The 26,132-nt window shown below is 62.2% G+C and carries 19 protein-coding genes and 1 tRNA gene; 11 read left to right on the forward strand and 9 right to left on the reverse strand.

All coding sequences use genetic code 11. The features are described from left to right. Nucleotides 1-81: 81 nt before the first annotated feature. Nucleotides 82-3,069, forward strand: a complete 2,988-nt coding sequence (locus ACZ5WW_RS04730; RefSeq protein WP_377167232.1) for a PAS domain S-box protein — start codon at nt 82-84, stop codon at nt 3,067-3,069. Between the two features lie 62 nt (nt 3,070-3,131). On the opposite strand, the gene ACZ5WW_RS04735 is transcribed toward ACZ5WW_RS04730, so the two are convergent. The 6 genes from ACZ5WW_RS04735 to ACZ5WW_RS04760 all read right to left on the reverse strand — a co-directional run bounded on the left by ACZ5WW_RS04735 (nt 3,132) and on the right by ACZ5WW_RS04760 (nt 7,745). Beyond that, nucleotides 3,132-3,204, reverse strand: a tRNA-Phe gene (locus tag ACZ5WW_RS04735). Nucleotides 3,205-3,287: 83 nt separating this feature from the next. Then, on the reverse strand, nt 3,288-3,662 hold the full coding sequence (locus ACZ5WW_RS04740; protein WP_377167230.1) for a DUF423 domain-containing protein: 375 nt from the start codon (nt 3,660-3,662) through the stop codon (nt 3,288-3,290). A 91-nt stretch (nt 3,663-3,753) separates the two neighbouring features. Further along, a complete protein-coding gene (locus tag ACZ5WW_RS04745; RefSeq protein ID WP_377167228.1) occupies nt 3,754-4,431 on the reverse strand; it encodes a phosphoribosylanthranilate isomerase in 678 nt (225 codons plus the stop codon). Further along, nucleotides 4,421-4,885, reverse strand: a complete 465-nt coding sequence (locus ACZ5WW_RS04750; protein WP_377167226.1) for a response regulator — start codon at nt 4,883-4,885, stop codon at nt 4,421-4,423. Before ACZ5WW_RS04750 ends, ACZ5WW_RS04745 begins: the two co-directional genes overlap by 11 nt. Before the next feature lie 10 nt (nt 4,886-4,895). Further along, nucleotides 4,896-5,423, reverse strand: coding sequence for a hypothetical protein (locus ACZ5WW_RS04755; RefSeq protein WP_377167224.1), 528 nt, complete (start codon nt 5,421-5,423; stop codon nt 4,896-4,898). A 108-nt stretch (nt 5,424-5,531) separates the two neighbouring features. After that, nucleotides 5,532-7,745 (reverse strand): M48 family metalloprotease, encoded by a 2,214-nt coding sequence (locus ACZ5WW_RS04760; protein ID WP_377167222.1) that lies wholly within the window; start codon nt 7,743-7,745, stop codon nt 5,532-5,534. A 144-nt stretch (nt 7,746-7,889) separates the two neighbouring features. Between ACZ5WW_RS04760 and ACZ5WW_RS04765 the strand changes: the two genes are divergently transcribed. Beyond that, entirely contained in the window at nt 7,890-9,380 is a 1,491-nt protein-coding gene (locus ACZ5WW_RS04765; protein WP_377167220.1) for an amidase, read from the forward strand. A 24-nt stretch (nt 9,381-9,404) separates the two neighbouring features. Here the strand turns inward: ACZ5WW_RS04765 and ACZ5WW_RS04770 are convergent, their stop codons facing one another. Next, nucleotides 9,405-10,178, reverse strand: a complete 774-nt coding sequence (locus ACZ5WW_RS04770; protein ID WP_377167218.1) for an AraC family transcriptional regulator — start codon at nt 10,176-10,178, stop codon at nt 9,405-9,407. 72 nt (nt 10,179-10,250) lie between these two features. Between ACZ5WW_RS04770 and ACZ5WW_RS04775 the strand changes: the two genes are divergently transcribed. The 3 genes from ACZ5WW_RS04775 to ACZ5WW_RS04785 all read left to right on the forward strand — a co-directional run bounded on the left by ACZ5WW_RS04775 (nt 10,251) and on the right by ACZ5WW_RS04785 (nt 15,334). Further along, on the forward strand, nt 10,251-10,613 hold the full coding sequence (locus ACZ5WW_RS04775) for a hypothetical protein (RefSeq protein WP_377167216.1): 363 nt from the start codon (nt 10,251-10,253) through the stop codon (nt 10,611-10,613). A 112-nt stretch (nt 10,614-10,725) separates the two neighbouring features. Beyond that, nucleotides 10,726-13,875 (forward strand): DUF1553 domain-containing protein, encoded by a 3,150-nt coding sequence (locus ACZ5WW_RS04780; protein WP_377167214.1) that lies wholly within the window; start codon nt 10,726-10,728, stop codon nt 13,873-13,875. A 10-nt stretch (nt 13,876-13,885) separates the two neighbouring features. Further along, nucleotides 13,886-15,334 (forward strand): DUF1501 domain-containing protein, encoded by a 1,449-nt coding sequence (locus ACZ5WW_RS04785; protein ID WP_377167212.1) that lies wholly within the window; start codon nt 13,886-13,888, stop codon nt 15,332-15,334. Nucleotides 15,335-15,728: 394 nt separating this feature from the next. Here ACZ5WW_RS04785 and ACZ5WW_RS04790 read toward each other — a convergent pair whose 3' ends face one another. Beyond that, a complete protein-coding gene (locus ACZ5WW_RS04790) occupies nt 15,729-16,454 on the reverse strand; it encodes an AraC family transcriptional regulator (protein ID WP_377167210.1) in 726 nt (241 codons plus the stop codon). Between the two features lie 138 nt (nt 16,455-16,592). On the opposite strand from ACZ5WW_RS04790, the gene ACZ5WW_RS04795 reads away from it, so the two are divergent. The 5 genes from ACZ5WW_RS04795 (at nt 16,593) to ACZ5WW_RS04815 (ending at nt 23,946) form a co-directional block, all read left to right on the forward strand. Then, a complete protein-coding gene (locus tag ACZ5WW_RS04795; protein WP_377167208.1) occupies nt 16,593-17,492 on the forward strand; it encodes a dihydrodipicolinate synthase family protein in 900 nt (299 codons plus the stop codon). Nucleotides 17,493-17,693: 201 nt separating this feature from the next. Beyond that, entirely contained in the window at nt 17,694-18,569 is an 876-nt protein-coding gene (locus ACZ5WW_RS04800; protein WP_377167206.1) for a proline racemase family protein, read from the forward strand. Nucleotides 18,570-18,695: 126 nt separating this feature from the next. Continuing rightward, on the forward strand, nt 18,696-20,873 hold the full coding sequence (locus ACZ5WW_RS04805; RefSeq protein ID WP_377167204.1) for a prolyl oligopeptidase family serine peptidase: 2,178 nt from the start codon (nt 18,696-18,698) through the stop codon (nt 20,871-20,873). A gap of 86 nt (nt 20,874-20,959) precedes the next feature. Further along, nucleotides 20,960-22,201 carry an NAD(P)/FAD-dependent oxidoreductase gene (locus ACZ5WW_RS04810; protein WP_377167202.1) on the forward strand — a complete coding sequence of 414 codons (1,242 nt, stop codon included), beginning with the start codon at nt 20,960-20,962 and terminating at the stop codon, nt 22,199-22,201. Beyond that, nucleotides 22,198-23,946, forward strand: coding sequence for a hypothetical protein (locus tag ACZ5WW_RS04815; RefSeq protein ID WP_377167200.1), 1,749 nt, complete (start codon nt 22,198-22,200; stop codon nt 23,944-23,946). The genes ACZ5WW_RS04810 and ACZ5WW_RS04815 overlap by 4 nt, the downstream gene beginning before the upstream one ends. A 12-nt stretch (nt 23,947-23,958) precedes the next feature. Here the strand turns inward: ACZ5WW_RS04815 and ACZ5WW_RS04820 are convergent, their stop codons facing one another. Then, a complete protein-coding gene (locus tag ACZ5WW_RS04820; RefSeq protein WP_377167198.1) occupies nt 23,959-24,714 on the reverse strand; it encodes a helix-turn-helix domain-containing protein in 756 nt (251 codons plus the stop codon). A gap of 123 nt (nt 24,715-24,837) precedes the next feature. Between ACZ5WW_RS04820 and ACZ5WW_RS04825 the strand changes: the two genes are divergently transcribed. Next, nucleotides 24,838-26,112, forward strand: coding sequence for a hypothetical protein (locus ACZ5WW_RS04825; protein WP_377167196.1), 1,275 nt, complete (start codon nt 24,838-24,840; stop codon nt 26,110-26,112). Nucleotides 26,113-26,132 lie beyond the last annotated feature (20 nt).

Raw genomic sequence — 26,132 nt, forward strand, 5'->3', positions numbered from 1 at the left:
GCCGCAGCCCATCCTGCTTGCCTCAAACGCCAGTTTTGGATAAGGTCAGCCCTGATAATTCCAGCGACTGCACCTTTTCGCATGAAAAAATCTACCCAGCCAGCAGCCAGGCGCAAACCTGCGGCGGTCGCTGCATCACTCGATCCGGGAGGTGAGCCTGTCGCATCTTCTCAAGATCTCGCACTCTTGTGCAACAGTGTCGATGCAGCCCTCTTCAGCCTCGCAGTTGAGCCTGGTCAAAAATTGCGCCTCCATTTTGCCAATCACAGCTTCCTCGCAGCGGCAGGCCTCAGCCCTCAGCAGATCATCGGCCGGCTGATCGAACAGCTCATCCCGGAGCCCTGCTGCACCCGCGTGCGGAAGCACTGCCGCCAGGCGATCCGCACCCGCCAGACCGTGCGCTGGGACGAGACCTACCCCCACCCCTCAGGCATCAAATACGGCAAAATCTCCGTCACCCCCGTTATGGACTCCAAAGGAAGGGTGACACACCTTTCCGGCAGCGCCCAGGACATTACCAAACGCCGCAGATCAGAGATGGCCCTGCACGAAAGCGAGGAACGCTACCGCCGCATCGTGCAGACAGCAGAGGAAGGCATCTGGACGATCGATGCCAGCTCGCGCACAGACTACGTCAATCCCAAAATGGCGCAGATGATGGGCTACAAGGCCCAGGAAATGATCGGACGCCCGATCAGTGACTTTCTCGACGACGAGGGCAAGGCCCTGCTGAACACCCACATCAAGAACCGCAAAAAAGGGATTTCAGACCAGTTCGAGTTCAAGTACATCCGCAAGGATGGCTCCCCTCTCTGGGCATTTGTTTCCACCAATCCCATCACCAACTCCCAGGGTGTTTATGTCGGCGCCATGGCCTTGCTTACAGACACGTCAGCACGCCGCGCTGCCGAGGCCGCCATGCATGAAAGCAATGCGCAGTTCCGTGCCATCTTCGAGCAGGCCGCCGTCGGCGTAGCCTTGATCGACAGCAACACCGGCCGCTTCCTCAACGTCAATCAGCGTGCCTGCGACATCGCCCGGCTGACACGAAGGCAGCTCATGGCCACGACCCTGCTGCACCTCGCCCACCCGGATGATTTGCAGGTGACCCATGACAACATGGAAAAGCTCAAGTCCGGGCAGCTCCAGACCTTCACGGTTGAAAAACGCCACATGCATGCCGACGGCAGCATCACATGGATCAATCTCACCGTCTCACCCATGTGGAAAAAAGGCGAGCCCCCCTCCCGGCACATCGCCATCATGGAGGACATCACAGAGCGCAAGCAGGTCGAGCAGTCGCTGGCCCGCACCACAGAGCTCTTGGAGCGCACCGGAGAGATGGCCAAAATCGGCGGCTGGGAGCTCGATGTAGCCTCAAAAAAGCTCTTCTGGTCGCTCGAAACCTGCCGGCTCTTCGAGATTGGCAGCAAGACCACTCCCTCGCTCAAAAAAGCCGTCAGCTTCTACGCCCTGAAGGAGCAGCGGCTCATCCGCTCCGCCGTCCGCGCCGCCATCGATCACGGCACGGCCTACGACCTGGAGTTGCCGGTGCTCACCGCCAAAGGCCGGCGCTTCTGGGCCCGCACCCAGGGGTTTGCCATCCGCGAAAATGGCAGAACCGTGAAGCTGATCGGCACGTTTCAGGACATCACCGAGCACAAGCAGGCAGAGCAGGCTTTGATAGAAAGCGAGGTGCGCTTCCGCGCCATCTTTGAGCAGGCCGTGGTTGGCGTGGGTCTTGTGGATCTCACCACAGGCCGCTTCGTTGACGTGAACCGCCGCTTCAGCACCATCACCGGCAGATCACGCAAGGAACTGCTCAAGCTTAAGTTTGATGCCGTCACGCACCCCGATGACCGCGCAAAAAACCACCACCTGCACAGGCAGCTCAAAGCCGCCAGATCCTCCGAGTTTCAGGTGGAGCAGCGCTACGTCCGCCCGGATGGCACCGTGGTCTGGGTCAACCTCAACGCCTCGCTGCTCAGCACCATGAGCGGACGCCCCAACCACCTGCTCACCATGGTGGAGGACATCACCAGCCGCAAGCTCGCGGAGGCAAACTACCGCCGGGAGCTCGGCTTCAATGAAATTCTGGCCAGCCACACCTCGGCCATCATCATCGTTCTGGACAGGCACGGCCGCCTCCTTCATGCCAATGAGGCCACGCTGCACATGCTCGGCTACAGACGGAAAGACCTCATCGGCAAGCCCCCTCCATGGAAGTCTGACTTCATGGACCCCGCAGAAAAGGCCCGTTCGCAAAAACGTTTGAAGGAGCTGCTCGCAGGCAGAAACATCCCCGAGCACGAGGTCACTCTCATCGGCAAAGACCGCAGGCGCCATGTCGTCGCGCTTTCCACCATCATCACCAAGACCCCCGAAGGCCTGGTGGACCGCATCATCATCACCGGCACGGACCTGACAGAGCGCAACCGTCTGCAAAAAGAGATCCTCAAAATCTCCGAGCAGGAGCAGGCGCGCATCGGCCATAATCTGCACGACGGCGTCGGCCAGACCATGACAGGGGTGGCCACCCTGATTGAAGCGCTCGAAAGCGAGCTCACCGGAGATCAGCGCCAGAGCGCCGCCCGCATCCACAAGCTCATACAGGATGCCATTCAGGAAGTCCGCCACATGTCCCACAGCATGTCACCGGCATCCGTGAGAAACCGCGGCCTCGGCGGCGCGCTGCATCTGCTGGCGGAAACCATCCGCACCAACCACCGCACCGCCTGCACCTGCGAAGTCGATCCCGAAATCAAAATCGAAGACTCGGAGAAGGAGACCCACATCTACCGCATCGCCCAGGAGGCGTCCAACAACGCCCTTCGCCATGGGCACCCATCTCGGGTCAAGCTCTCGCTCCAGCGCCATGGACCAAACGAAGCCGTGTTAAAAATCGAGGACAACGGCTCAGGCCTTGGCAGGCACCCTCACGCACATGCAGGCATCGGCATGCGTGTCATGCACTATCGCGCCAATCTCATCGACGGCAGTCTCACCATCAAATCCAAAGCCCGGGGCGGCGTTAGCGTCGTTTGCCGCTTTCCGTGCGGAACCAACTAAAAAGCCGGAACCAGCTTGCTGGTGGGCCACAAAGTCTTGTGGCGGCTTATTGCTTCAAGAGGTGGCTCGGGACGGAATCGAACCGCCGACACGGGGATTTTCAATCCCCTGCTCTACCGACTGAGCTACCGAGCCTCTGCTTGAAGGGCCGGTATAGGAGCAAGCTCTGGTGATGACGCAACGTGTTTTTCACTCTCATTGCAGATTGCTGCTCAGGCTCATTTTCCTTTGGCCGACATCGCGATCAAAAGCCATCCCCCCATGAAGCTCAATCCTCCCAGTGGAGTGATGGCCCCAAGCCATTTCGTGCTCGTGTAGGCAAGCACATAAAGCGAACCGCTGAAAAGCACGATGCCCATGAAAAAAAGACGCCACGCCCACACCACAAGCGGCTTCGCGCTCGCAAGCAAGGTGAGCAGCAGCAGCAGGACAGCATGAGGCAGATGATACTGCACCGCCGTCTCCCAATGGGCCAGTTCACCGGCAGCCACCAGTTTGTCATGCACTTTCCCATGGGCGCCCGAAGCCCCCAGTGCGATAGCGAGGAAACCCATGAGGGCCGAAAGACGGAGGCGGAAAGAGTCGGGCTGCATGACAGTGAAGATTGGAGGAGATGGAGGAATGCAGCATGCCGAAGGCAGGTGACTGCACAAGCTCCGACATCGTCAGACGCCCGGCATCGTCTCAGCTTGCGCTGTCGCCCGCAGCCTTTACCCACCCATCCCGTGCTTCAGCAATGAAGCGCGCGACTTGCAGCAGGTCCTTGCTTCCAGGCAGAGACTCCACACCGCTCGCCACATCCACCGCCACAGGCTGGGTCTGCTCCACCGCCTGCTTCACGTTGTCAGGAGTCAGCCCGCCGGAGAGCAGGATCTGCTTCTGCGGAAACATCTCCCGCGCCCGCACCGCCAGCTCCCACGGAAAAGCGTGCCCGCCTCCCCCATAAGTGCCCGGATTGTAGGCATCCAGCAGGATGGAGTCACAGGCAAACTCGCCGATCTGCGCCAGCGAGGCCTCATCACGCACCTGCAGCGCCTTGATGACATTGACCCCGCGCTTCATGAGCCGCTCCACCTCGGCAGGCGTTTCATCTCCGTGCAGTTGCAGCGCCTGAAAAAGCTGGCTGGAGACCGCCGCGTCTAGGAGGGCCGCGTCGGGATTCACCAGCACCGCCACCAGCGCATTCTTTCCAGCCACATCCTGCAGCCCCCCCACAGCCACCTCCAGCGGCATGTGGCGTTTCGACTTCGGCCAGAGATTGATGCCCACCGCATCTGCACCGAGCGCAAACAGCACCCCCGCCTGCTGCGGCTGGGTGATGCCACAAATCTTCACACTGCGACGCTTGGGATCAGGAAACATGGGGAGGTGGGGAAAACGGTGGAAAAGCCAGCCCCCGGCGCTCCGGGAGCAGCTTGGCCGTCACAGACAAAAGCACATCCAGCTTGGGCGGCAATGGCATGCTGCCCCGCACTCGCACATCGCGTTGCAGCTCTTGAAACCTCATCGCATCCGTCGGCTGAATCAGAAATATCACCGGCGGCGCCGCATGCACCCCGGCATGCACCATGGGGTAGGCTTTGCTCAGCAGGCGGTCGAGCATGTCCCCTTTCATGTCAGGCAGTGGCAGCGAAAACAAAAACAGCGAGTATTCACGCCGCAGCGCCATCTCAAATGCACGCTCCCCGCTCGGAGCATCGTCCACCTCGCACTCACGGAAGGCCGTCAGCGCCTCGCGGATCACTCGCCGGTAAGGCAGGCTTTCCTCCGCCAGCAGCACCCTTGGAACAGCTGAAGCGGCCCGGTCAGTTGTCATGCAAAGCAGTTCAGCTTTCGGGATACACCGCCACAGCCATCACACCTTCGCTTGGCAGCCAGCCGACCACCTCCACACGCTGCAGCGGCTTTGCGGACGACCCCATGCCTTTGCGCACGGTTTCCAAAACCTTCTTCTGCGTGTCCTCAGTCACCGTCGAGCCAAACAGCCCGGCAAGATCAGACAGCATTGGCGCAGGGGCATTCATACCACCGGCCGTCGTCACTGGCGTGCGCGTCTGCCCGCAGGCGAGGATCGTTTCGCGGATGGCCTCCGGCGTCATCGTGCCGGACACCACCACCAGACGGCGCAGGCGTGTCTCCGCCGTAGGCGCCTCGACGATCGCCGGCGCAGGCTGCGCGGCGGTGGTGCTCACCGGCGGCTTGATTGACTTCGACGGCTTCAGAAAGACACGCGGCCCACCGGAAGGAAAGGAAGCTCCGGAGTTCAAAGCCTGCGGCAGCATAGGCTCCTCCGCCTGCAATGCAGTCGCGGAGGCCAGACAGACAAAAAGCTTTAAAAAAACAGGGAATTTCACAGACAAGGCGCGGTTTTTATCATGCCCACTTCCCTGAGACAATAACAAAAACGAGAAAGGGTGGAATTTGCCCTTGGCCTGGGAAAATCTCCCTGCTGCACCCATGTCTCACGCCGCCATCGGCAGCACAGCAGCCTGCCAGGCGCCCGTCCCGCCTTCGCCGGATTTCTGGCCCCGGGGGGACGCCTGCCAGCCCGTCTCCACCTCATGGGCCAGCACGCAGAGATCACGGGTCACAGAGTTGGTAAAATGGCGGAGGTTGTTGCGCAGGCGCGCATAAACATCCGGCCCGGTGGCAGATTGTGGCACCAGCGCAGCAGCCAGCGATCTTTGCTCCTTGTCATAGGGATTGGCCGCCGTCGCCAGCGCCTGCACCGCATGGCTCACACCAACCTGCACGCGTACCTCACCACCTTGCCTGGCCTCGGCTGTGGCGCCCCGGGCACTCTCCAGCCACAAGGCCTCCACACACACCGCTGCAATATGGGCCTGCGCGGCAGCCAGTGCACGCTGCGCCTCCACCAGCAGCCGCACCTGCTCACGCCAGCTTGCCGGGACTCCCTCCTGCTGAAAGCGCCACGCCAAAGCAGCCCCTAGGCGCGACCATGCCGCCTGCTCAAAAACCGCCAGCTGCTTTGAAGTCACCTCGTATTCGCGCAGAGACTCCGCCTGCGCAGCCATCACGGCGGCAGCGTTGCTCACATCCACTCCAGGCATCGTCACCCCGGTGGCATCATGCCCGCCGTGGACCAGCTGGCAGACAAGCGTGCGTCGGCAAAGCACATCGCGCAGCCTCATCTCTCGCTCGCAGGCAGCCTCGTAGCCCCCTTTCCAGGCCTTCACCACGGCAGCCGCCTCAGCCCACATCTCCGCAGCGACCATCGGCAGCGGCATCAGCCGCTCCGGAGACGGCGGATGTCCAAACATCTCCCTCACCGCCGCTTCACGGAGCCTGTCCTTCAGCTCCATCTCCTCCCCCTGCCGTTGCGCATCCAGCCGACTTTGATCTTCCTGCTCCTGACGCCGCCGCTGGTCCTGCATGTGCCGGTTTGGCGCCTCCTCGGCCACCAGCTTAAATTCATTAAGATCCAGCCCCAGCTCCACATCATACCAGTAGAGAGACACCGTTTTGCACAGACCCGCAAAGTCGTGCATCAGCGCCTCCGCAGGCATATCCAGGCTGCACACTCCAGGCGCAGCCAGCTCCTCCAGTCTTTCCTTTCGGTCCTTCAGGGCCGGGTGCGTGCTCCACCACGAGGCATCCTCCGCCAGCCCCCTGCTCTTCACCTGCTTGCGCACCACCTCCGGCATGGCCAGCACCTGGCTGGCGATACGCCCCGGCACATTGTCCGGCAGCTCCCCGTCCTTCAGCCGGGCCAGCATGGACTTCACCGTCGCCGTCTCGGCATGATCCAGAAGCCCCAGCTGCAGCAGTGCGCCCTCCATCTCACAACTGCCCACCACCCTCGCGCCATGGGCGTCCGCATCATACTCCATCTGACGCGACATGAAGCCGCTGATCACGCCCCCCAGCTGCATCAGCAGAGTCATCACTTTCCGGCCCACCCCCACCATGACACGGGACACAGTTCCCAAAAGGCCGCTGAACCCCTCCCGGCTGCACAGCGCATCCAGCTTTTCATCCCAGCCATCACGCTCCAGCACCACACGGGCAAACCAGCGGTTGATGCTGCGCACGACGTAGTTCAGCCGCATGCCTCCCCCCTGCGCAAAGTGGCCAAACTCATGCGCCAGCACTCCCGCAAACTGCCGCGCCGTCAGTCCCGCCACCAGCGGCATGCCGATGCTCAGCACCAGATCATGGCTGAAAAAACTCGCCATCCCACGCCGGAACGACGCCGACGCATTTACCCGCGAGTCCACCTCCACCACCACCGGATGCGGAGCCCCCACCAGGTCGCAGATGCGGTGGATCAAGGCAAACAAAGCCGGTTGTGAGATGGGGTCCAGCGTCACCGTTGGCGGCTGCTTCGGCAGCGGCGCAAACAACGGCTTCATCATGAACAAAATGCAAATCGCACCCGCCACCGCCACAGCGAGATACAGAAAGCCCGCCAGCAGCACCGCCCGGCCATTCCGCCGCCCCAGTCCCGAGGCTTCACTGATCCATACCAGATCATGCTGCACATGCCACACCAGCAGCCATCCCATCCCCGCAATCAATGCCAGATACAGCAGCGGCAAAATGAGCAGGGCCAGCAGCACCAGCACCATGCCCAGACGGTAGCCGACAGACACGCGCCCGCGTACAAAGCCCCCGGAAAAGGCTCCGCCTACCAGCTCAGTCAGGTCTGCCATCATTCTCCCCTGCATCAAAAGGCAAAAATCTACGCGCCCTGTACTTTGTACGTCAATCTCAGCCCCGAGCACTCGCAACATTCATTCTCATTTCATGGATGAGACGCACTTGAAGGCAGGGGTGGGTCAGAGCATTCTGTTTCAATCATGAACCGCCGCCGCCTGCTACAGTCCTTCGCCACAGCAGCGCTTTCCCCCGCTGCATGCACGCAGCGGCAACACCGCCCACCGGCACCCTACGCTACCTGCAGCCAGCTTGCCGAGCAGCTCGAAGCGGCACAAACCACGCCTCTCCTGCTGGTGGAGCACTTCCTCTCACGCATCACGCAGCTCGACAAATCCGGTCCCCGCATCAGCTCGGTCATCGAATTGAATCCCGCCGCCAAAGACATCGCCGCCCACGCCCCTCCCGGCCTGCTGCACGGCCTCCCCATACTCATCAAGGACAACATCGAAACCGCCGACACCATGCACACCACCGCAGGCTCGCTGGCCCTGCGGAATCGCCCGCCTGAAAGCGATGCACCCCTCGTCTCCCGCCTTCGTGCTGCAGGAGCCGTCATCCTCGGAAAGACCAACCTCAGCGAGTGGGCCAACATCCGCTCCCCAAAATCCACCAGCGGCTGGAGCGCACGCGGCGGCCTCACCCGCAATCCCCATAAGCTCACCCACAGCGCCAGCGGTTCCAGTTCCGGCTCTGCCGCCGCTGTCGCCGCGGGCCTGGCCCCGGCCGCCATCGGCACCGAAACCAACGGCTCGATCGTCAGCCCAGCCAGCGCCTGCGGCATCGTCGGTTTCAAGCCCACCGTCGGCCTCATCAGCGGCGCGGGAATCATCCCCATCACCCATCATCAGGACACCGCAGGGCCCATGACACTCACCGTCAGTGACGCCGCGCTTCTCATGCAGGTGCTGGCAGCGGATTTCACAGCAGACTTAAAATCTGATGCGCTCAAAGGCGCACGCCTCGGCGTCATCCGTGAATACAGCGGCACCCACCCGCAGGTCCTGGCCCTCTTTGATGCCGCCCTGCAAAAACTGCGCGAAGCCGGAGCCATCATTATCGATCCCGTCAAGCTGCCCACCCTGCGCAAGGCCGGCTCCCTGGCCTGGCGCGCCATGCTCATTGAGCTGCGCCAGGACCTCAACGCCTACCTAGAACAACGTGGTGGCGACGTCCGCACCCTCGCCGAACTCATCGCCTTCAACGAAGCGCACCGCGACACCGAGATGCCGCACTTTGCGCAGGAGTTCTTCATTCAGTCGGAAAAACTCGGCACGCCTGAGATCATCGCAGCCGGAGAAGTCGCCCGCGCCGAGGCCCGCCGTCTTGCCGGTCCCGAAGGCATCGACGCCGCCCTGCGCGAGCACCGCCTCGACGCCCTCATCTGCCCCACCAACGACCCCGTCGGCCTCATCGATCTCGCCCATGGCGACAGCAACGACCGCGTCGCCAGCACGCCCGCCGCCGTGGCGGGCTACCCTCACCTCACTGTGCCCCTCGGCCTTGTGGACGGCCTCCCCATCGGCTTTTCCTTCATGGGCACCGCGCATGCGGATGCGCGCATCCTCGCGCTCGGACACGCGTTTGAGGAGATAACAAAAGCGCGCAGGGCCCCGGAGTTTCGCGAGGAGTAGCGGGGGCATCCTGCCCCCGCAACGTCATCCCCCTTTCTTCGCCGCCCTCTGGGCAAAGAAGGACGGCACCCTCTGCTGCCGGAACTGCGCCGGCGTAAGTCCCATGATGCTCCTGAAGCACCGCGTGAAATGCGCGTGATCGTAGAACCCCAGCTCCACCGCCAGCGCGGCCACGGTCTCCTCCGTCTCCGCCAGCCGGCGGCACGCCGCCTCCACCCGCACACGCAGCAGGTACTGCCGCGCCGAGGAGCCAAACACGCGGCGGAAGCTGCGGTCAAACTGGCTCTGCGACAGCCCGCACACCCGCGCCATCTCCGCGCTGCTCAGCGCCGCCTCGGGGTGCTTGTGCATCTGCTCGATCACCTTCGCAAACCGCGCCTCGCCGGAGCTGCGGCTGCGCACCTGCTCCAGCTCCCGCGAGAAACCGGCCACGCCGATGACTCGCCCCTCCGCATCGCGCAGCGGGATCTTGCTGGACATCACCAGTCGCGGCGAGCCCTCCGCCTCCGGCGCGCTTTCCACCCGGTTCACGATCGGCCTGCCCGTGCGCATCACCGTTTCATCATCCGCATGGTACTCCGCCGCACGGCTGCGCGGGAAGAAGTCCGCATCCGTCTTGCCGATGGCATCCTTCTCATGCTTCACCCCGCAGTAGTCGCACCCGCGCCCGTTCACCGCCATGAAGCGCCCCTTTCGGTCCTTGATAAAAAAGGAAATGTCCGGCAGCAGGTCAAAGAGCCGCGCCAGCTCCGCTCCGCCTGCGCGCCGTAAAAATGCCTGTGGTGAAATCGCAGCCATGGTGCGTGTATTTTACACAAGGATGCCATGCCCATGCAAGACGCGAATGCGGGTGCTGGCGTATCCTGAAGCATGAAAATCGCCATGCACTCCCTGCTCCAGCGCCGCGAGCGGCTCCGGCGGGCGGCCGCCAGCCTGCGCCGTGGCAACACACGCGACCTGCATCTGCTCGATGCCATGCTCCGCGATGCCGAAGTCGTCGCCTCCTTCAGTGACGACGAATTAAAAGACCTCATCCTCATCGTCAAACACCACCGCCCCGATCTCGCACTCAATCTCCTCACCCACATGAGGGCATCCAAAGAACGCCAGTGCCTGGGCGCCTGCCTCGCCGCCATCTGGAGCCGCATCGACATCAATGCCGCCTGGCATGGCATCACTGCCAGCAGCCTCCCAGAAGCCGAGCGCCTGGCTTTGTGTAGCGCCATGGTCTGACGCCAGCATCCGCCCTAAAATTCGCCTGATTGACCGCAATATGAGTCACCCAGCCACCGTAAGCACATTCATACCAGTCCTGGACACTTCCATACAACCTCCCCACTCACGCATGCGCATCAACCTCACCCTGCTCCTCACGCTTCTCGCCTCTGTGGCGACTGCTGCGCAGCCCATCGGCTTCAACAAAGACATCCGCCCCATCCTCGCAGACGCCTGCTTCCACTGCCACGGCCCGGACCCGGGAACGCGTAAAGCAGGACTGCGCCTCGACACCGAGGCCGGATTCTTCACCGCCAAGGAGGGCGAACAGCCCACCGTCATCAAGAACAAGCCGGAGATCAGCAGCCTCTTCCAGCGCCTCATCACCAAGGATGAGGACGACCTCATGCCGCCGCCCGAGTCACACAAGACGCTCAAGCCCGCAGAGATCGCGCTGATCAAAGAATGGATCGCCCAGGGTGCGCCCTGGCAGCCGCACTGGTCCCTCATCGCGCCCAGGAAAGCCCCTCTGCCTGCCGTGAAGGACAGCGCCTGGATCAAGACTCCAGTGGACCGCTTCATTCTTTCCAAACTGGAAGCAATCGGACTCACTCCCGCAACCCAGGCGGAGGATCACGCGCTCATCCGCCGTGTCTCCCTGGACCTCACCGGCCTGCCGCCTTCCCCGGAGCTGATGACACGCTACCTCCCGCTCACCGACCAGAAGTATTCCGCGCTGGTGGACGAGCTCCTCAAATCCCCCGCCTATGGCGAGCACCGCGCCCGCTACTGGCTGGACGCCGCACGCTACGCCGACACCCACGGCCTCCACTTTGACAAACCCCGCGAGATGTGGCCCTACCGCGACTGGGTCGTCAAAGCCTACAACAACAACGAGCCCTTCGACAAATTCACCGTCGAGCAGATCGCCGGCGATCTCCTGCCCAAGCCCACCGAAGACCAGCTCATCGCCACCGGTTTCCAGCGCTGCAACATCACCACCAATGAAGGCGGCACCATCGATGAAGAGAACCTCGCCAACTACGCTTCCGACCGCGTACAGACCATGGGCTGGGTCTACTTTGGCCTCACCACCAACTGCTCTCAGTGCCACGACCACAAGTTCGACCCCATCACGCAGAAGGACTACTACTCCATGGCCGCCTTCTTCCGCAACACCACGCAGAAGCCCAAGGACGGCAACGTGAAGGACGGCCTGGGCCCCATCCTCGTGCTGCCCACGGACAAGGACCGCCCGCGCTGGACCGCACTGCCCACGGAGATCGCCGCGGCGAAAACCAAGCAGGACGCCGCACGCAAAACCGCAAAACCTCTTTTCGATCTCTGGCTCACCACCGCCAAGCCAGAAGACCTCGACAAGGATGTGCCCACCAAGGGCATCACCGCGCACCTGCCGCTCAATGAAGGCGCTGGCAGCGAAGTGAACGCCACCTGCGGCAGCGCCAAAACCTTCAAGGCCACTGGCGAAGTCACCTGGAAGCCCGATGGCAAACTGGGCCCCGCGCCTGTGATGAAACCGAACAGCACCTTCGAGATCGGCGACGTGGGTGACTACGAGAAGGATCACGCCTTCAGCTATGGTGCCTGGATTCGCGCGGGCAAGGTCACCGGCATCGCAGGCAGCATTCTCAGCCGCATGGATGAAAAGAACGGCCATCGCGGCTGGGATCTCTTCCAGAGCGACAACAAGCTCTCCGTGCACATCGTCAGCAACTGGCCAGGCGACGCCATCAAGGTCAGCACCGCCAAACCCGCCCTGCGCCCCAACGTGTGGCAGCATGTGTTTGTGACCTACGACGGCAAAGGCAAGGCTGGCGGCGTCCGCATTTTTGTGGATGGCGTGGAGGCGCAGATCCGCCCGGACGTGAACGCACTCAAAGGCAGCATCAAAACGACGACTCCCACACGCATCGGCCAGCGCAGCCACGGCTCCTACTTCACCGATGGCGGCGTGCAGGACGTGCGCATCTACGACCGCCAGCTCAGCGCAGCGGAAGTCATGACCCTTTCCAAAGTGGGCCCTCTGCGCACCATGCTCGCTGCCAAAAAGCCGGGGCCAAAGCAGCAGGAGGCGCTCTTTGAGCACTACCTCACCACCCGCGATGCAGCCTACCAGACCGCACTCGCCACCAGCACCAGGCTCACCGCCGAGCAGGAAACCATCAAGGCCCGCAGCCCCATGACTCATGTGCAGGAGGAAAAGATGGACACCAAGCCCATGGCCAACATCCTCATGCGCGGCCAGTATGACAAGGTGGGAGACCCCGTGGAGGCCGCCGTGCCCGCCGCCCTGGGCAAGCTCCCCGCCGATGCTCCGAAGAACCGCCTCGGCCTCGCCCAATGGCTCGTCAGCGACAACAACACCCTTACCGCCCGTGTCACCGTCAACCGCATGTGGCAGGAACTCTTCGGCAGCGGCATCGTCAAGACCAGCGAGGACTTCGGCATCATGGGCTCCGCCCCTTCCAATCCCGAGCTGCTCGACTGGCTCGCCGTCGAGTTCAAAGAAACCGGCTGGGATGTGAAGCGCTTCTACAAGATGCTCGTCACCTCCGCCGCCTACCGTCAGGCCGCCGTCATCACCCCCGCCAAGCTGGAAAAGGACCGCGACAACGCCCTCCTCTCCCGCGGCCCGCGCTTCCGCATGGACGCCGAGATGATCCGTGACTACGCCCTCGCCGCCAGCGGCACCCTCTCTCCCCGCATGGGCGGCCCCGGCACCCTGCCCTACCAGCCGGAAAACATCTGGGAGGTCGTCGGCATGGGCACGGAAAAGTACGTGCAGGACAAAGGCGAAAACCTCTACCGCCGCACCCTTTACGACTTCTGGAAGCGCATGGCCCCGCCCGCCAACATGGACATCTTCAACGCCCCCAGCCGCGAAATGAGCTGCGTCCGCCGCGACCGCACCAACACCCCGCTGCAGGCCCTCGTCACCATGAACGACCCCCAGTTCATCGAAGCCGCCCGCAACCTCGCCCAGCACACTCTCCAAAACGTCAAAGGAGACGACACCGCCAGGCTCTCCGCCATCTACGAGCACCTCCTCTGCCGCCCCCTCAAGGACGCCGAGAAACCCATCCTCCACGCCAGCCTCGCCGACATGCGCAAGTTCTACACCGCCAATGCCGCCGAAGCCGAGTCCCTCCTCAAAGTCGGCGAATCCAAAGCCGACGACAAACTCCCCAAACCCGAACTCGCCGCCTGGACCATGCTTTGCAACGAAGTCATGAATCTGGACGAAGTCTTGAACAAGTAATCACACTGCCATGAATATCCTCCACGAATGGGACCTCTACCAAACCCGCCGCCAGCTTTTTTCGCGCGGTAAGAATGTATTGGGCGGCGCCGCACTCGCATCACTCCTCGGCGAATCATTCGCCAGTGCATCATCCGGCGGAGCGATGGGCCCTCACTTCGCCCCCAAGGCCAAGCGCGTCATCTACCTGCACATGGTCGGCGGCCCGGCGCAGATGGACCTCTTCGACTACAAGCCCGAGATGCAGAAGTGGTATGACAAGGATCTGCCGCCCAGCATCCGCAACGGCCAGCGCCTCACCACCATGACCAGCGGTCAGGCGCGATTCCCCATCGCGCCGTCGAAGTTCAACTTCGCCCAGCGCGGCCAGTGCGGTATGTGGATGAACTCCGACCTCCTCCCCCACCTCGCCAAAAACGCCGACGACATCTGCTGGATGCGCTCGCTGCACACCGAGGCCATCAATCACGAACCCGCCATCTGCGCCATGCAGACCGGCAATCAGATCACCGGCCGTCCCTGCCTCGGCTCCTGGGCCTCCTACGGCCTCGGCAGCATGAATGCCAACCTGCCCACCTTCGTCGTCCTCATTGCCACGCCCACCAATCGCGAGCAGGAGCAGGCCATCTCCTCCCGCCTCTGGTCCAGCGGCTACCTGCCCGGCGAGCACGCAGGCGTTTCATTCCGCAGCAAAGGCGACCCCATCCTCTTCATCAACAACCCCGCCGGAGTACCCAGCAGCGTGCGCAAGCGCACCATCGAAGGCCTCAACGCCCTCAACGAGATCAACTTCAAAGAAGTCGGCGACCCCGAAACCCACACCCGCATCCAGCAGTACGAAATGGCCTTCCGCATGCAGGCCAGCGTGCCAGAGCTTACAGACATCAACAGCGAGCCCGAGCACATCTTCAAGCTCTACGGCGATGAAGCCAGGAAGCCCGGCACCTTTGCCAACAGCGTCCTCATGGCCCGCCGCCTCGCCGAGCGCGGCGTCCGCTTCACCCAGATCTACCTCAACAACTGGGACCACCACAGCAACGTCGGCGGCCGCATGCCCAGCCAGTGCAAGGACATCGACCAGCCCTGCCACGCCCTCATCGAGGACCTCAAGCAGCGCGGCATGTTTGACGACACCCTCATCATCTGGGGCGGTGAATTTGGCCGCACCATCTACTCCCAGGGCGGTCTCACCAAAGAAAACTACGGCCGCGACCACCACCCCCGCTGCTTCACCATGTGGATGGCCGGCGGCGGTGCCAAAGGCGGCGCCATCTACGGCGAGACCGACGACTTCAGCTACAACATCGTCAAAGACCCGCTCCACATCAGCGACTTCCACGCCACCGTCCTCAACCTCCTCGGCTACAACGCCGACCGCTTCACCTACAAGTTCCAGGGCCTCGACCAAAAGCTCATCGGCATCAATCCCGCCAAGCCCGTCAAAGCCCTCATGGCCTGACCACTCACGCAGCCGCGCCAGCACTCTGGAGGAGTGGGATCGTCCCGATCCCACACGCTTCCGCATCGCCCAGCGCCCTCGCACATCCACGAACACGCTGCAGGTGCGGGGATCAAGATGATCCCCCTCCGTTGGCTCATGCCTCCGCCTTCAGACCCTTTTTCATCGCATCAGGGGATCACTTGCCCCCCTCATCGCCAACACCGCTTTCGTCGAGTCTAAAAAATTCCCCATCATCAGCGCGCCGAACGTGCCGCTACCTCTCCCCACTCAAATCAATCGTCAAACACGCATCGACCCCTTGGGGGAGAGGGCCGGGGTGAGGGGCCAAAATCCCCCTCGCAGGCATAAGTCCTTACCCGACAGCCATCGGATAGAGGCACCATCTGGAAACTCACTGCTTCTTCAATCCCCGGTACTTCCCCGGCGCCATCCCCGCATACCGGCTGAAGTGCCGTGTAAACGCACTCTGGTCACACCACCCCGTTTCGATCGCGATGTCCGCCAGCGTGCGCTCAGTCTCCCTTAGCAGCCGTGTCGCCTCATCCAGCCGCAGCTTGTGCAGCAGTTGCAGCGGGCTCATTTGAAACAGCCGCTGCACCCGCTGCTCAAACTGATACACACTCAGCCCCGCCTTCTTGGCAATGTCCTCGATCCGTAGGCTCTCCGCAAAGTGCTGCTGCATGTGCTTCAGCGCCGACGCCAGTTCCGCAAAGCCACCCGCCTTGTCGCTCGGCGCATTCAGATCCCGCGAGATCCCCGCCACACCTACGATGAGCCCCTTCGCATCGCGCAGCGCATGCTTCGTCGTCAGGCACCAGCCCGCTTTGTGCCCGGGATAAATGTGCAGCTCCAGCTGATGCTCCACCGGCTTCCCCGTCTTCAGCACCGCCTCATCCTGCCGTGCATAGCTCGCCGCCAGCGCCTCCGGAAACACCTCCTCCGGCCTCTTCCCAATCAGCTTCGCCTTATCCCCACCCGCACATCTCTCCGCCAGCGTCTGGTTCACCCGCGCATACCGCCCCGCCGCATCCTTGATGAAAAACACCACATCCGGCAGCGCATCAAACAGCGCCTCCGTCGTCCCATGCTCAGAGAATGTCCCTCCCGTCTCCATCATTTTGACTGAATTGGCAGCCTCCCGCCCAAAAAGCAATCAAGACCCTCTGCCCCTTTCCCATCATCCTCAGTCGACCCATCCGACCGCCCTCGACCTCCTGCTCTGGGCAAATCATAAATCTTAAATCATAAATTCCCCATGCCCTCTCTCCCCAAATGGTCCGGCGTCTTCCCCGCCGTCGTCACCCAGATGCACCAGGATCAGTCCCTCGACCTCGCATCTTCCGCCAGTCACTTCGAAGCCCTCATCCAGTCCGGCATCTCCGGCCTCATCGTCTGCGGCTCCCTCGGCGAAAACCAGTGCCTCCAGCCCGATGAAAAACGTGCCGTCCTCCAGTGCGCCATCGACACCGCCAAAGGCCGCATCCCCGTGCTTTCCGGTGTCGCCGAGATGAGCACCCGCGCCGCTATCCAGTATATGCAGGACGGCGCACAGCTCGGTGCCGCCGGCTTCATGGTCATGCCACCCATGGTTTACAAGAGCGATCCCCGCGAGACTGAGCACTGGTTCCGCACCCTCGCCAAGGCCACCCCCCTGCCCTGGATGCTCTACAACAACCCCGTCGGCTACCACACCGACGTCACCCCCGAGATGTTCGCCCAGCTCGCCGACATCTCAAACCTCACCTCCATCAAGGAAAGCAGCGCCAACTCCCGCCGCATCACCGAGCTGCGCAATCTCGTCGGCGACCGCTACCAGCTCTTCACCGGCGTGGACGACCTCATCCTCGAATGCTCCATCCTCGGCATCGACGGCTGGGTCGCCGGCAGCGGCATCGCCTTCCCTCAGGAAAATCAAAAGCTCTGGGACCTCACCCGCGCCGGAAAGTGGGATGAAGCCCGCACCCTCTACCGCTGGATGCAGCCCCTCATGAAGCTCGATACCCACATCCACTTCGTCCAATACATCAAACTCCTCTGCCAGGAGACCGGCCTCGGCAAGGAGTGGTGCCGAGACCCCCGCCTCCCCCTCGCCGGAGCCGAACGCAACCAAGTCCTCACCATCATCCGCGACTCCCTTGCCAAACGCCCCGCATAACGCCTCCCCCCAAAAGTGATGCGGGCACTCCTGCCCGCACACCCTCTCCGCACACCCTCACCGCCCGGCACCCGCGCCAGCATAGTGGTCCGCACAACGCGAAGCCAGCCGAAGGCAATCCCCTGCGCAGCCCCCGCCATCACCCACCACTCCGCACCTCCCCCAACTTCAAACCTTTAACTTTAAACTTCCAACTCCCCAGTGCTCCGCATCCCGATCATCGACTCCCACACCGGCGGCGAGCCCACCCGCGTCGTCCTCGGCGGCGTCACCCCTGAGACCCTCGAAACCTACCGCCGCGCCATCCTCTGCGAACCCCGCGGCCACGAGGTCATCGTCGGCGCACTCCTCGTCCCTCCCAAAGACCCCGCTTGTGAAACAGGCGTCATCTTCTTCAACAACATCGGTCTCCTCGGCATGTGCGGCCACGGCATGATCGGCCTCATCATCACACTCCGCCACCTCGGCCGCATCACTCCAGGCGAGCACCGCATCGAAACCCCCGTCGGCATCGTCACCGCCACGCTGCTCGAAGACGGTCGCGTCAGCATCCAAAACGTCCCCTCCTACCGCAAAGCCACCTCCGTGCACGCAGGCGGTTTCACCGGAGACATCGCTTATGGCGGCAACTGGTTCTTTCTGGTATCCGACCACGGACTCGACCTCACCCGAGAAAACATCCCCCAGCTCACCCAGACTGCCCTCGCCATGCGCGCCGCTGTCCACGCCGCAGGTTACCCCGAGGTCGATCACGTCGAGCTCTTCGCTCCTCCACACTCTCCCGCCAATCACAGCCGCAGCTTCGTCCTCTGTCCCGGTGCCGAATACGACCGCTCCCCCTGCGGCACCGGCACCAGCGCCAAGCTCGCCTGCCTCGCCGCCGACCGCAAACTCGCCCCCGGCGAAATCTGGTGTCAGGAAAGCATCATCGGCAGCGTCTTCGAAGCCAGCTACACCCCGGCAGCAGACGCCACCATCATCCCCACCATCACCGGCACCGCCTTCATCACCGCAGAGACCACACTCCTGTTTGATCCCAAAGACCCTTTTCGATTCGGCATCGGCAGCCCGTTCTGAGTACGTAGTTCGGGCTTTAGCCCGCTCTGAAATCTTCTCATCCCTCAAATCTAAAATCACCCAGCGCAGGTTTTGTAGTACAGGCTTTAGCCGGAATCTGGAAACCGAGCCCATGCCTTTAAATCAATGAAGCTCTTCTTTTTTCTCCTGCTCTCCACCACCGCCCTGGCCGCAGACTTCGACAACGCCCTCTCACTCCCCAAGCGCACCGAAAACCTCGTCTTTCGCGACCGCCTCAAGCCCAACTGGCTGTCAGACAATCACACCTTCTGGTATCGCGTCCAAACCGGCCCCAAAACCCACGAATTCGTCTTCATCGACGCCGCCACCGGCACTCGCAAAACCGCACAATCTCTCAAAGATCTCGGCCTGCCTGAAAAGGAAGCTCTCAAATCCTCCACCGCCAAAATCGAACTCCGCCGCACCACACGCACCGGCGAAGAGTCCGGCCTCAAATTCATCAACCAGCTCGACGCCGACGTCGATCTCTTCTGGATCAGCCAGGATGGCAAACACATCCGCTACGGCGGCGTCCGCGCCGGAGCCGAGCGCGAGCAGCACACCTATGACGGCCACGTCTGGCTCATCACCAGCCGCACTGGAGAGCACCTCGCCATCATCGAGGCAGGGCCGCAGGAGCAGACGCTGATCATCGACGGCAAAGGCCTCACTCCTTCCAAAGAAGAACGCCCCAAAACAGAACCCAAAGACCGCGCCCCAGACGGCAGTTGCGTGGTCACCAGCCAGGCGGACAAAGTGACCAAGCGCCAGATCACCATCGTCGACTCCACTCCCACAGGCCAGGTGCAGCCAAAGCTCAAAGTCCTCGACTATACCAAGCCCGGCGATCCCCTGCCCCGCCCGCAGATGATCATCACTCATAAAGACGGCCGCACCATCCGCGTCTTGCAGGATCTCTATGAGAACCCCTTCACCGAGTCCGGCAAGCTGCCCGTCACCTGGTCCCCCGACAGCCGCGAGATCTACTTCGACTACAACCAGCGCGGCCATCAGCTCTACCGCATCCTCGCCGCCGATCCCAGAACCGGCACCGTGCGCATCATCGTCGAGGAAACCTCCAAGACCTTCATCGACTACACCCACAAAACATGGCGTCACTGGCTGCATGCCACCCACGAACTCCTCTGGATGAGCGAGCGCGACGGCTGGTGCCACCTATACCTCTACGACACCCAAACCGGCCAGGTCAAAAACCAGATCACCAAGGGCGCATGGCCCGTCCGCGAAGTCCTCCATGTCGATGACTCCAAGCGCCAGCTCTGGTTCCTCGCCAGCGGTCTTCGCAAAGAAGAAGACCCCTACCACCTCCACCTCTGCCGCGTGAATTTCGACGGCACCGGCTTCCAGCAGCTCACGGAAGGAGATGGCAATCACCACATCGAGTTCTCCCCCAACCGCGACTTCTTCACTGCCACCTATTCCCGCGCCGATCTGCCACCCGTCCACGAGCTCCGCCGCAGCACCGATGGCACCCTCGTCTGCACCCTCGAAACAGCCGACGCCACAAATCTCCTCGCCGCAGGCTGGACCATGCCCGAGCGCTTCGTCGCCAAAGGCCGCGATGGCACCACCGACATCCACGGCATCCTCATCAAGCCCTCCAACTTTGATCCCGCCAAGAAATACCCCGTCGTCGAAGACATCTACGCCGGTCCTCACAGCGCCTTCGCCCCCAAGGATTTCGGCCGACTGCTCACCCATCACATCCTCGCCGAGCTCGGCTTCATCATCGTCAAACTCGACGGCATGGGCACCAATCATCGCGGCAAAGCCTTCCATGACGTGTGCTGGAAAAACATCAAGGATGCCGGATTCCCCGACCGCAAGCTCTGGATCAAAGCCGCAGCCCAGACCCGCCCCTGGATGGACCTCACCCGCGTCGGCATTTACGGCGGCAGCGCTGGCGGACAGAACGCCATGCGCGCCCTCCTCGACCATCACGACTTTTACAAAGTCGCCGTCGCCGACTGCGGCTGCCACGACAACCGCATGGACAAAATCTGGTGGAACGAGCAATGGATGGGCTGGCCGGTCGATGAAAGCTACGCCCGCAGCTCCAACAAAGACGACGCCCACAAACTCGAAGGCCACCTCCTCCTCATCGTCGGCGAACTCGACACCAACGTCGATCCCGCCTCCACCACTCAGGTCGTCGGGGCCCTTCAAAAAGCCGGCAAGACCTTCGACTTCATGCCCATCATCGGCACCGGCCACGGCGCCGCCGAAACACCCTACGGTTCCCGCCTCCGCATGGAGTTCCTCGTAAAACATCTGCGCCCATAAAGTAGCCTTGTTCCTGCGGAACAAGGAACCGCCCCGTCACACCCACATCCCCAGTAGTCCCTCAGCCCCCTCTGTCTTTCGCCTCAATGCCCCCCCACGTCACCATCCTCGGCGCAGGCGTCATCGGCCTCAGCACGGCGCTCTACTGCGCCCGGCGCGGCATGCAGGTCACCGTCATTGATCGCAGTCCCGCACAACGTGACGGCTGCTCCTTTGGCAACGCCGGCATGGTCGTCCCCAGCCACTTCATCCCCCTCGCCGCACCCGGCATGGTCAGCCTCGGCCTCAAGTGGATGTGGAACCCCGAATCCCCCTTCTACATCAAGCCCCGTCTCGATCCCGATCTCCTCACCTGGGGCCTCCACTTCTGGAAAGCCGCCACCAGGCAGCGCGTCTCCGCCGCCGCTCCCATTCTCCGCGACCTCAGCCTCCTCAGCCGCCAGTGCTTTGAAGACATCGGCCTCGACTTCGGCCTCGTCAAAAACGGCCTCCTCATGCTTTGCAAAGAGCAGCACACCCTCGACGAGGAAGCCCGCGCCGCAGCTCAGGCCAATGCCCTCGGCATCCCCGCTGAAGTCCTCGATGCCCGCGCCACCGCCGCACTCGACCCCGGCGTGACCATGGACGTCTGCGGCAGCGTTTACTTCCCCAAAGACTGCCACCTCCCCCCCGCCCGCTTCATCGCCGCCCTCGAGTGCGAACTCACCCGCCTCGGCGTCCAGTTCCTCTGGGACACCGAAGTCACCGGATTCAAATCCGAAAACGGACGCCTGCACTCAGTCAGCACTTCGCTTGGGCAAGTCGGTGCTCACGAATTCGTGCTCTGCGGTGGCGTTTGGTCGTCAGCACTGGCCAGCTCTCTCAATCTCAAATTGCCCATGCAGGCAGGCAAAGGCTACAGCCTCACTCTTCCCAGCCCCCGTCAGCTCCCAGAGCTCTGCACCATCTGCACCGAGGCACGCCTCGCCGTCACTCCCATGGATGGCGCGCTCCGCGTGGGCGGCACCATGGAGATGGCAGGCATCAATGAGACCATCACCCACCGCCGCGTACGCGGCATCACGCGTGCGTTTCCCCAGTACTTCCCCGCCTTCGAAGAAAGCGACTTCGCCGGGGTAAAACCGTGGAGCGGCTTGCGCCCGGTCTCCCCCGACGGCATGCCCTACATTGGCCGCACCCGGCGCTGGAAAAATCTCACCATCGCCACTGGCCACGCCATGATGGGCCTCAGCCTCGCACCAGCCACCGGAAAGATCGTGAGCGATCTGCTCGACGGAGAAAAACCAGCCGTTGCCCTCGACCTGATGTCACCCGACCGCTTTTTATGAAAACACTGATCATCGCACTTGGGTTCATCACCACCACCACACTCGCGCTGGACCGCCCCAGACTTCAGATCATCAATGCCGCCCCCAGAGAGGTGGAGGTGTTCTGGGTAAAGCCCGACGGCGGGCGTGTGCCCAATGGAAAAATTGCCCCGGGCAAAGACAACATTCTTGGTACCTCCTTGGGGCATCGTTTTGTCATCGTCGATCAGCAGCAGGAGACCGAGGTGGTTTGCAAGGTGCGCATACAGGGCTTTCGCTATGACCCGCAGGCCAAGGACGGCGTACCTGCCTGCTACACGCAGCGCGAGAGCGCCCATGGCTTCCCCATCGTCGCCACGGCCAAGACGAATCCCTATGCACTCAAGGAAGTGGCCTACCTGCTCAATCTCATGCTCGACCACCGCCCGGACGTCCGGCAGGCCATGATCGACAGCGGCGCACGCATGATCATCATGGCGCATGATGAGTACACCACCGACCTGCCCGAATTCTCCCGCCTGGCCGACGAGCCCGTGAAGGGTTTTGAAAACCTCCCCGCCAAAACCTACTGGGACACACGCGCACGCGGCCTCGGCGGCAGCCAGACAGACCCCTTCTGCTCCTGTGCCGAGGAGAATGTGCTGGGCTTTCCCGGAGATCCTTATGCCAAGGAATGCATCGTCATTCACGAATTTGCACACAACATCCACCTGCGCGGCCTTTTGAACGTGGACCCGACTTTCGACACACGTCTCAAAGCCGCCTACGATGCCGCCATGAAGACCGGGCTATGGCGCGGCAAATATGCCAGCGTGAACCACCACGAATACTGGGCCGAGGGCGTTCAGAGCTGGTTTGACGACAACCGCGTGAACGACCACGACCACAACCACGTCCATCTGCGTTCCCAGCTCATCGAGTACGATCCCGGCCTCGCTGCACTATGCCGTGAGGTCTTTGGCGACACCGAGCTGCACTACTCCAAACCAGCCACGCGCCTCACCGGCCACATGGCAGGCTATGATCCTGCAAAAGCCCCCGCCTTCACCTGGCCTGCCACCATGCAGGCGGCCCGGGAGCTGATCAAAGCCAAAGCCCAGAAGCGCGATGCGGACGCCAACACCGCACGCGAGATCCGCAGCATCGAAGGCTGGCAGGTCAGCATCAGCCGCGAACTGCTGACGAAGGATGCAGAGCTGACCGGCAAGGCGCTGCATCTGCTGACCCAGCAGCTTCAGGAAATCGTGCGCGTGGTTCCGCCAAAAGCGGTGGACGAACTCCGCAAAGTGACTCTCTACTTCAATCCCCAATACCCCAAATCACACCCGCGTGCGGAGTACCACTCCGGTGCCGGCTGGCTCAAGGAAAACGGCCGCGACCCCGTGATGGCCAAAGCAGTGGAGTTCACCAACGTGAGCATCTTCGAGGCGGAGACCCGCCGCATGCCCAACTTCGCCCTGCACGAACTCGCACATGCCTATCACGACCGCGTGCTCGGATTCGACAATACCGAGATCGAAGCCGCCTTCCAGCATGCCAAAGCCGCCGGCATATACGACAAGGTGCAACGCCAGGACTCTGAAGGTCGCAAACGACTCGCCAAAGCCTATGCCATGACGAATGCGCGTGAATACTTCGCCGAATGCAGCGAGTCATTCTTCACTCGCAATGACTTCTACCCCTTCACCAAAGAAGAGCTCAAGCAGCACGATCCCGAAATGTTCGCATTGCTGACCAAACTCTGGGGAGCCAGGCCACAGCCCTGAGCCATCCGGCTTTCACCCCTGCCGTGAGCGCCGCCGGTGTTCAGTGGGAGATTCCCCCGTCACTGCACGAAAGGCGCGTGTGAAAGCACTGTGATCGGCAAAGCCGCACTCTAGCGCGATCTCGGCCACCGAATCATCAGTTTCACACAACAACCGGCTGCCCACAGAAATGCGGGTTTGGGTGATGAGTTGCATGGGGCTGATGCCGTGAATGCGCTTGATCACACGCGCAAAGCGCGCAGGCGTCATTCCCGCCTTGCGTGCGAGTGATGACGGGCTGACCGGCTCGTCGTAGGCGGTTTCCAGGTAGCGCAGCACACGGGCCACCTTGGGCGGCACATCGTCACGGCTCACCGGTGCCGCCAGATCCTTGGAAATGCCGATGAGGCCCGCCACGCGTCCTTGGGCGTCGCGCACCGGCAGCTTGCTGGTCAGGCCCCACTCAGGCACGTTCGGCTTTCGCCAGAAAAGCTCCAGCCTCTCCACGATGGGCTGCCCGGTGCGCAGTACATGCTCATCCTGCTCTGTGGGTATGCGCCCATAGTCACCGGGGCATACATCGCAGGGCCGTCTGCCGATCATCTGGGATTTGTCCCTGAGTCCATGCCGTTCCACGAGCGATTGATTGACCACCAGGTAGCGGCCGGCGGCATCCTTGATGAAAAAGGCCGTGTCATGCATCAGATCCGCCATCTGCTCGATCACACGCGCATCCACGAGCAATGAGCCCTCATTGGATAAGATGCCAGGAAATGCTGAAGCGGCCATTTTCATGCAGAGAAAGGATGCCACAGGTTACGTCACGCGTCCCGTCATTGTGCTGCTTTTGTCAGATCTGCCAGGCAGAAGGCTCAAGACGGCAACCCCATCCCTGCGAAAAGCTACCGCCTGATGCGCAAGCAACTCTTCAGCCCACTCATCACGTTGCTCCTGATGATCCAGTCTCTTCACTCCGCCGATGTTCAGACAACACTGAAAACACTTCTCAACGCGGCTGCTGCAGGCGATGTCAAAGCGCAGCTCGACCTCGCCCTGCGCTTTCGCGATGGCAGCGGCGTGCTCAAAGACGACGTCCATGCCATGAGCTGGGCGCACCGTGCAGCAGATGCAGGAAGCGCCGAGGCGATGGACTTCGTCGGCGCCGCGTATCTGCGCGGCGCAGTGGTGAAGCGCAACCCCGCACTCGCCTTCGCTTATTTCAAGGCGGCGGCAGATGAATCCGCCCAGGCGGCATTCAACCTGGGCCAGTGCTACTACGGAGCCCAGGGTACCGCGCAGGACTGTGAGAAAGCACTCGAGTGGTGGAAAAAAGCGGCTGAGCGTGGGCATGGCCGGGCTGCTGCCAGTGCAGCCATGGCCTATCATTCCGGCGAAGGAGTCAAACAGGATGCCTTGAAGGCACGCCGCCTGGCGGAGCGCGCCGCAGAGCTGAACAATCCGGCGGGTCTGGTGCTGCTCGGCGAAATGCACTTCCAGGCAGGTGAAATCGAGGCCGCGAAGGAAAATTGGACCAGGGCTTCCAAGCTTCACCCCACGGGGGCTACTGGGCATCCTTCGCAGCCGTCTGACATCAGCTCGGCCCAGCAGGCGGCGGACCTGCTCAAGCTCATGGACTACCGGCGCCGCAAAAGCGAACCCGGAAAGTTTGCCTTCGTTCCACTGCCGCACATCCATCAAGGCTACAACAACTGCGGCTCCACCGCATGCGCCATCTTCGCCCGCTTCCAAGGCAGCGAGATCGGCGGCTGGGACTTTAAACGACTGTGCCCCTCGCCCCTTGGCACGGGCACCGACTGGGGACATTTGCTGGAGGCTTCAAAAAAGATAGGGCAGCAGTGGGCGCTCGTCACCTTCACGCCAGATGACAGGGGCTTTGCGCACGCCACGGCCATGCTCAAGTCCGAACTCGATGCCGGCCGCCCTGTAGTCGTGGACTTCAAGTACGTGGGCCCTCAGTATCCCGGCGGCAGCGCCGGCCACACGCTCAACGTCTGCGGTTATATTGCAGATGAGAACCTCTACATCCTCTGCAATCCCGCCGTCGCCACCCCGGGAATCCAGCTCATCACCTCCAGCGATTTGGATAAATTCTGGCGTTCGGATCACTATGGAAAACTCTCCAAGGGCGTTCTTTCCCGGCCTGCTTTCGTCATCGACAACCGTTGACCCAACTCGTGAAATCCTCC

This window comes from Prosthecobacter fluviatilis (assembly GCF_055388355.1).

Coding starts and splice junctions, on each gene's coding strand:
- ACZ5WW_RS04730 (WP_377167232.1), top strand. CDS start 82: ATGAAAAAATCTACCCAGCCAGCAGCCAGGCGCAAACCTGCGGCGGTC.
- ACZ5WW_RS04740 (WP_377167230.1), bottom strand. CDS start 3,662: ATGCAGCCCGACTCTTTCCGCCTCCGTCTTTCGGCCCTCATGGGTTTC.
- ACZ5WW_RS04745 (WP_377167228.1), bottom strand. CDS start 4,431: ATGTTTCCTGATCCCAAGCGTCGCAGTGTGAAGATTTGTGGCATCACC.
- ACZ5WW_RS04750 (WP_377167226.1), bottom strand. CDS start 4,885: ATGACAACTGACCGGGCCGCTTCAGCTGTTCCAAGGGTGCTGCTGGCG.
- ACZ5WW_RS04760 (WP_377167222.1), bottom strand. CDS start 7,745: ATGATGGCAGACCTGACTGAGCTGGTAGGCGGAGCCTTTTCCGGGGGC.
- ACZ5WW_RS04765 (WP_377167220.1), top strand. CDS start 7,890: ATGAACCGCCGCCGCCTGCTACAGTCCTTCGCCACAGCAGCGCTTTCC.
- ACZ5WW_RS04770 (WP_377167218.1), bottom strand. CDS start 10,178: ATGGCTGCGATTTCACCACAGGCATTTTTACGGCGCGCAGGCGGAGCG.
- ACZ5WW_RS04775 (WP_377167216.1), top strand. CDS start 10,251: ATGAAAATCGCCATGCACTCCCTGCTCCAGCGCCGCGAGCGGCTCCGG.
- ACZ5WW_RS04780 (WP_377167214.1), top strand. CDS start 10,726: ATGCGCATCAACCTCACCCTGCTCCTCACGCTTCTCGCCTCTGTGGCG.
- ACZ5WW_RS04785 (WP_377167212.1), top strand. CDS start 13,886: ATGAATATCCTCCACGAATGGGACCTCTACCAAACCCGCCGCCAGCTT.
- ACZ5WW_RS04790 (WP_377167210.1), bottom strand. CDS start 16,454: ATGATGGAGACGGGAGGGACATTCTCTGAGCATGGGACGACGGAGGCG.
- ACZ5WW_RS04795 (WP_377167208.1), top strand. CDS start 16,593: ATGCCCTCTCTCCCCAAATGGTCCGGCGTCTTCCCCGCCGTCGTCACC.
- ACZ5WW_RS04805 (WP_377167204.1), top strand. CDS start 18,696: ATGAAGCTCTTCTTTTTTCTCCTGCTCTCCACCACCGCCCTGGCCGCA.
- ACZ5WW_RS04810 (WP_377167202.1), top strand. CDS start 20,960: ATGCCCCCCCACGTCACCATCCTCGGCGCAGGCGTCATCGGCCTCAGC.
- ACZ5WW_RS04815 (WP_377167200.1), top strand. CDS start 22,198: ATGAAAACACTGATCATCGCACTTGGGTTCATCACCACCACCACACTC.
- ACZ5WW_RS04820 (WP_377167198.1), bottom strand. CDS start 24,714: ATGGCCGCTTCAGCATTTCCTGGCATCTTATCCAATGAGGGCTCATTG.
- ACZ5WW_RS04825 (WP_377167196.1), top strand. CDS start 24,838: ATGCGCAAGCAACTCTTCAGCCCACTCATCACGTTGCTCCTGATGATC.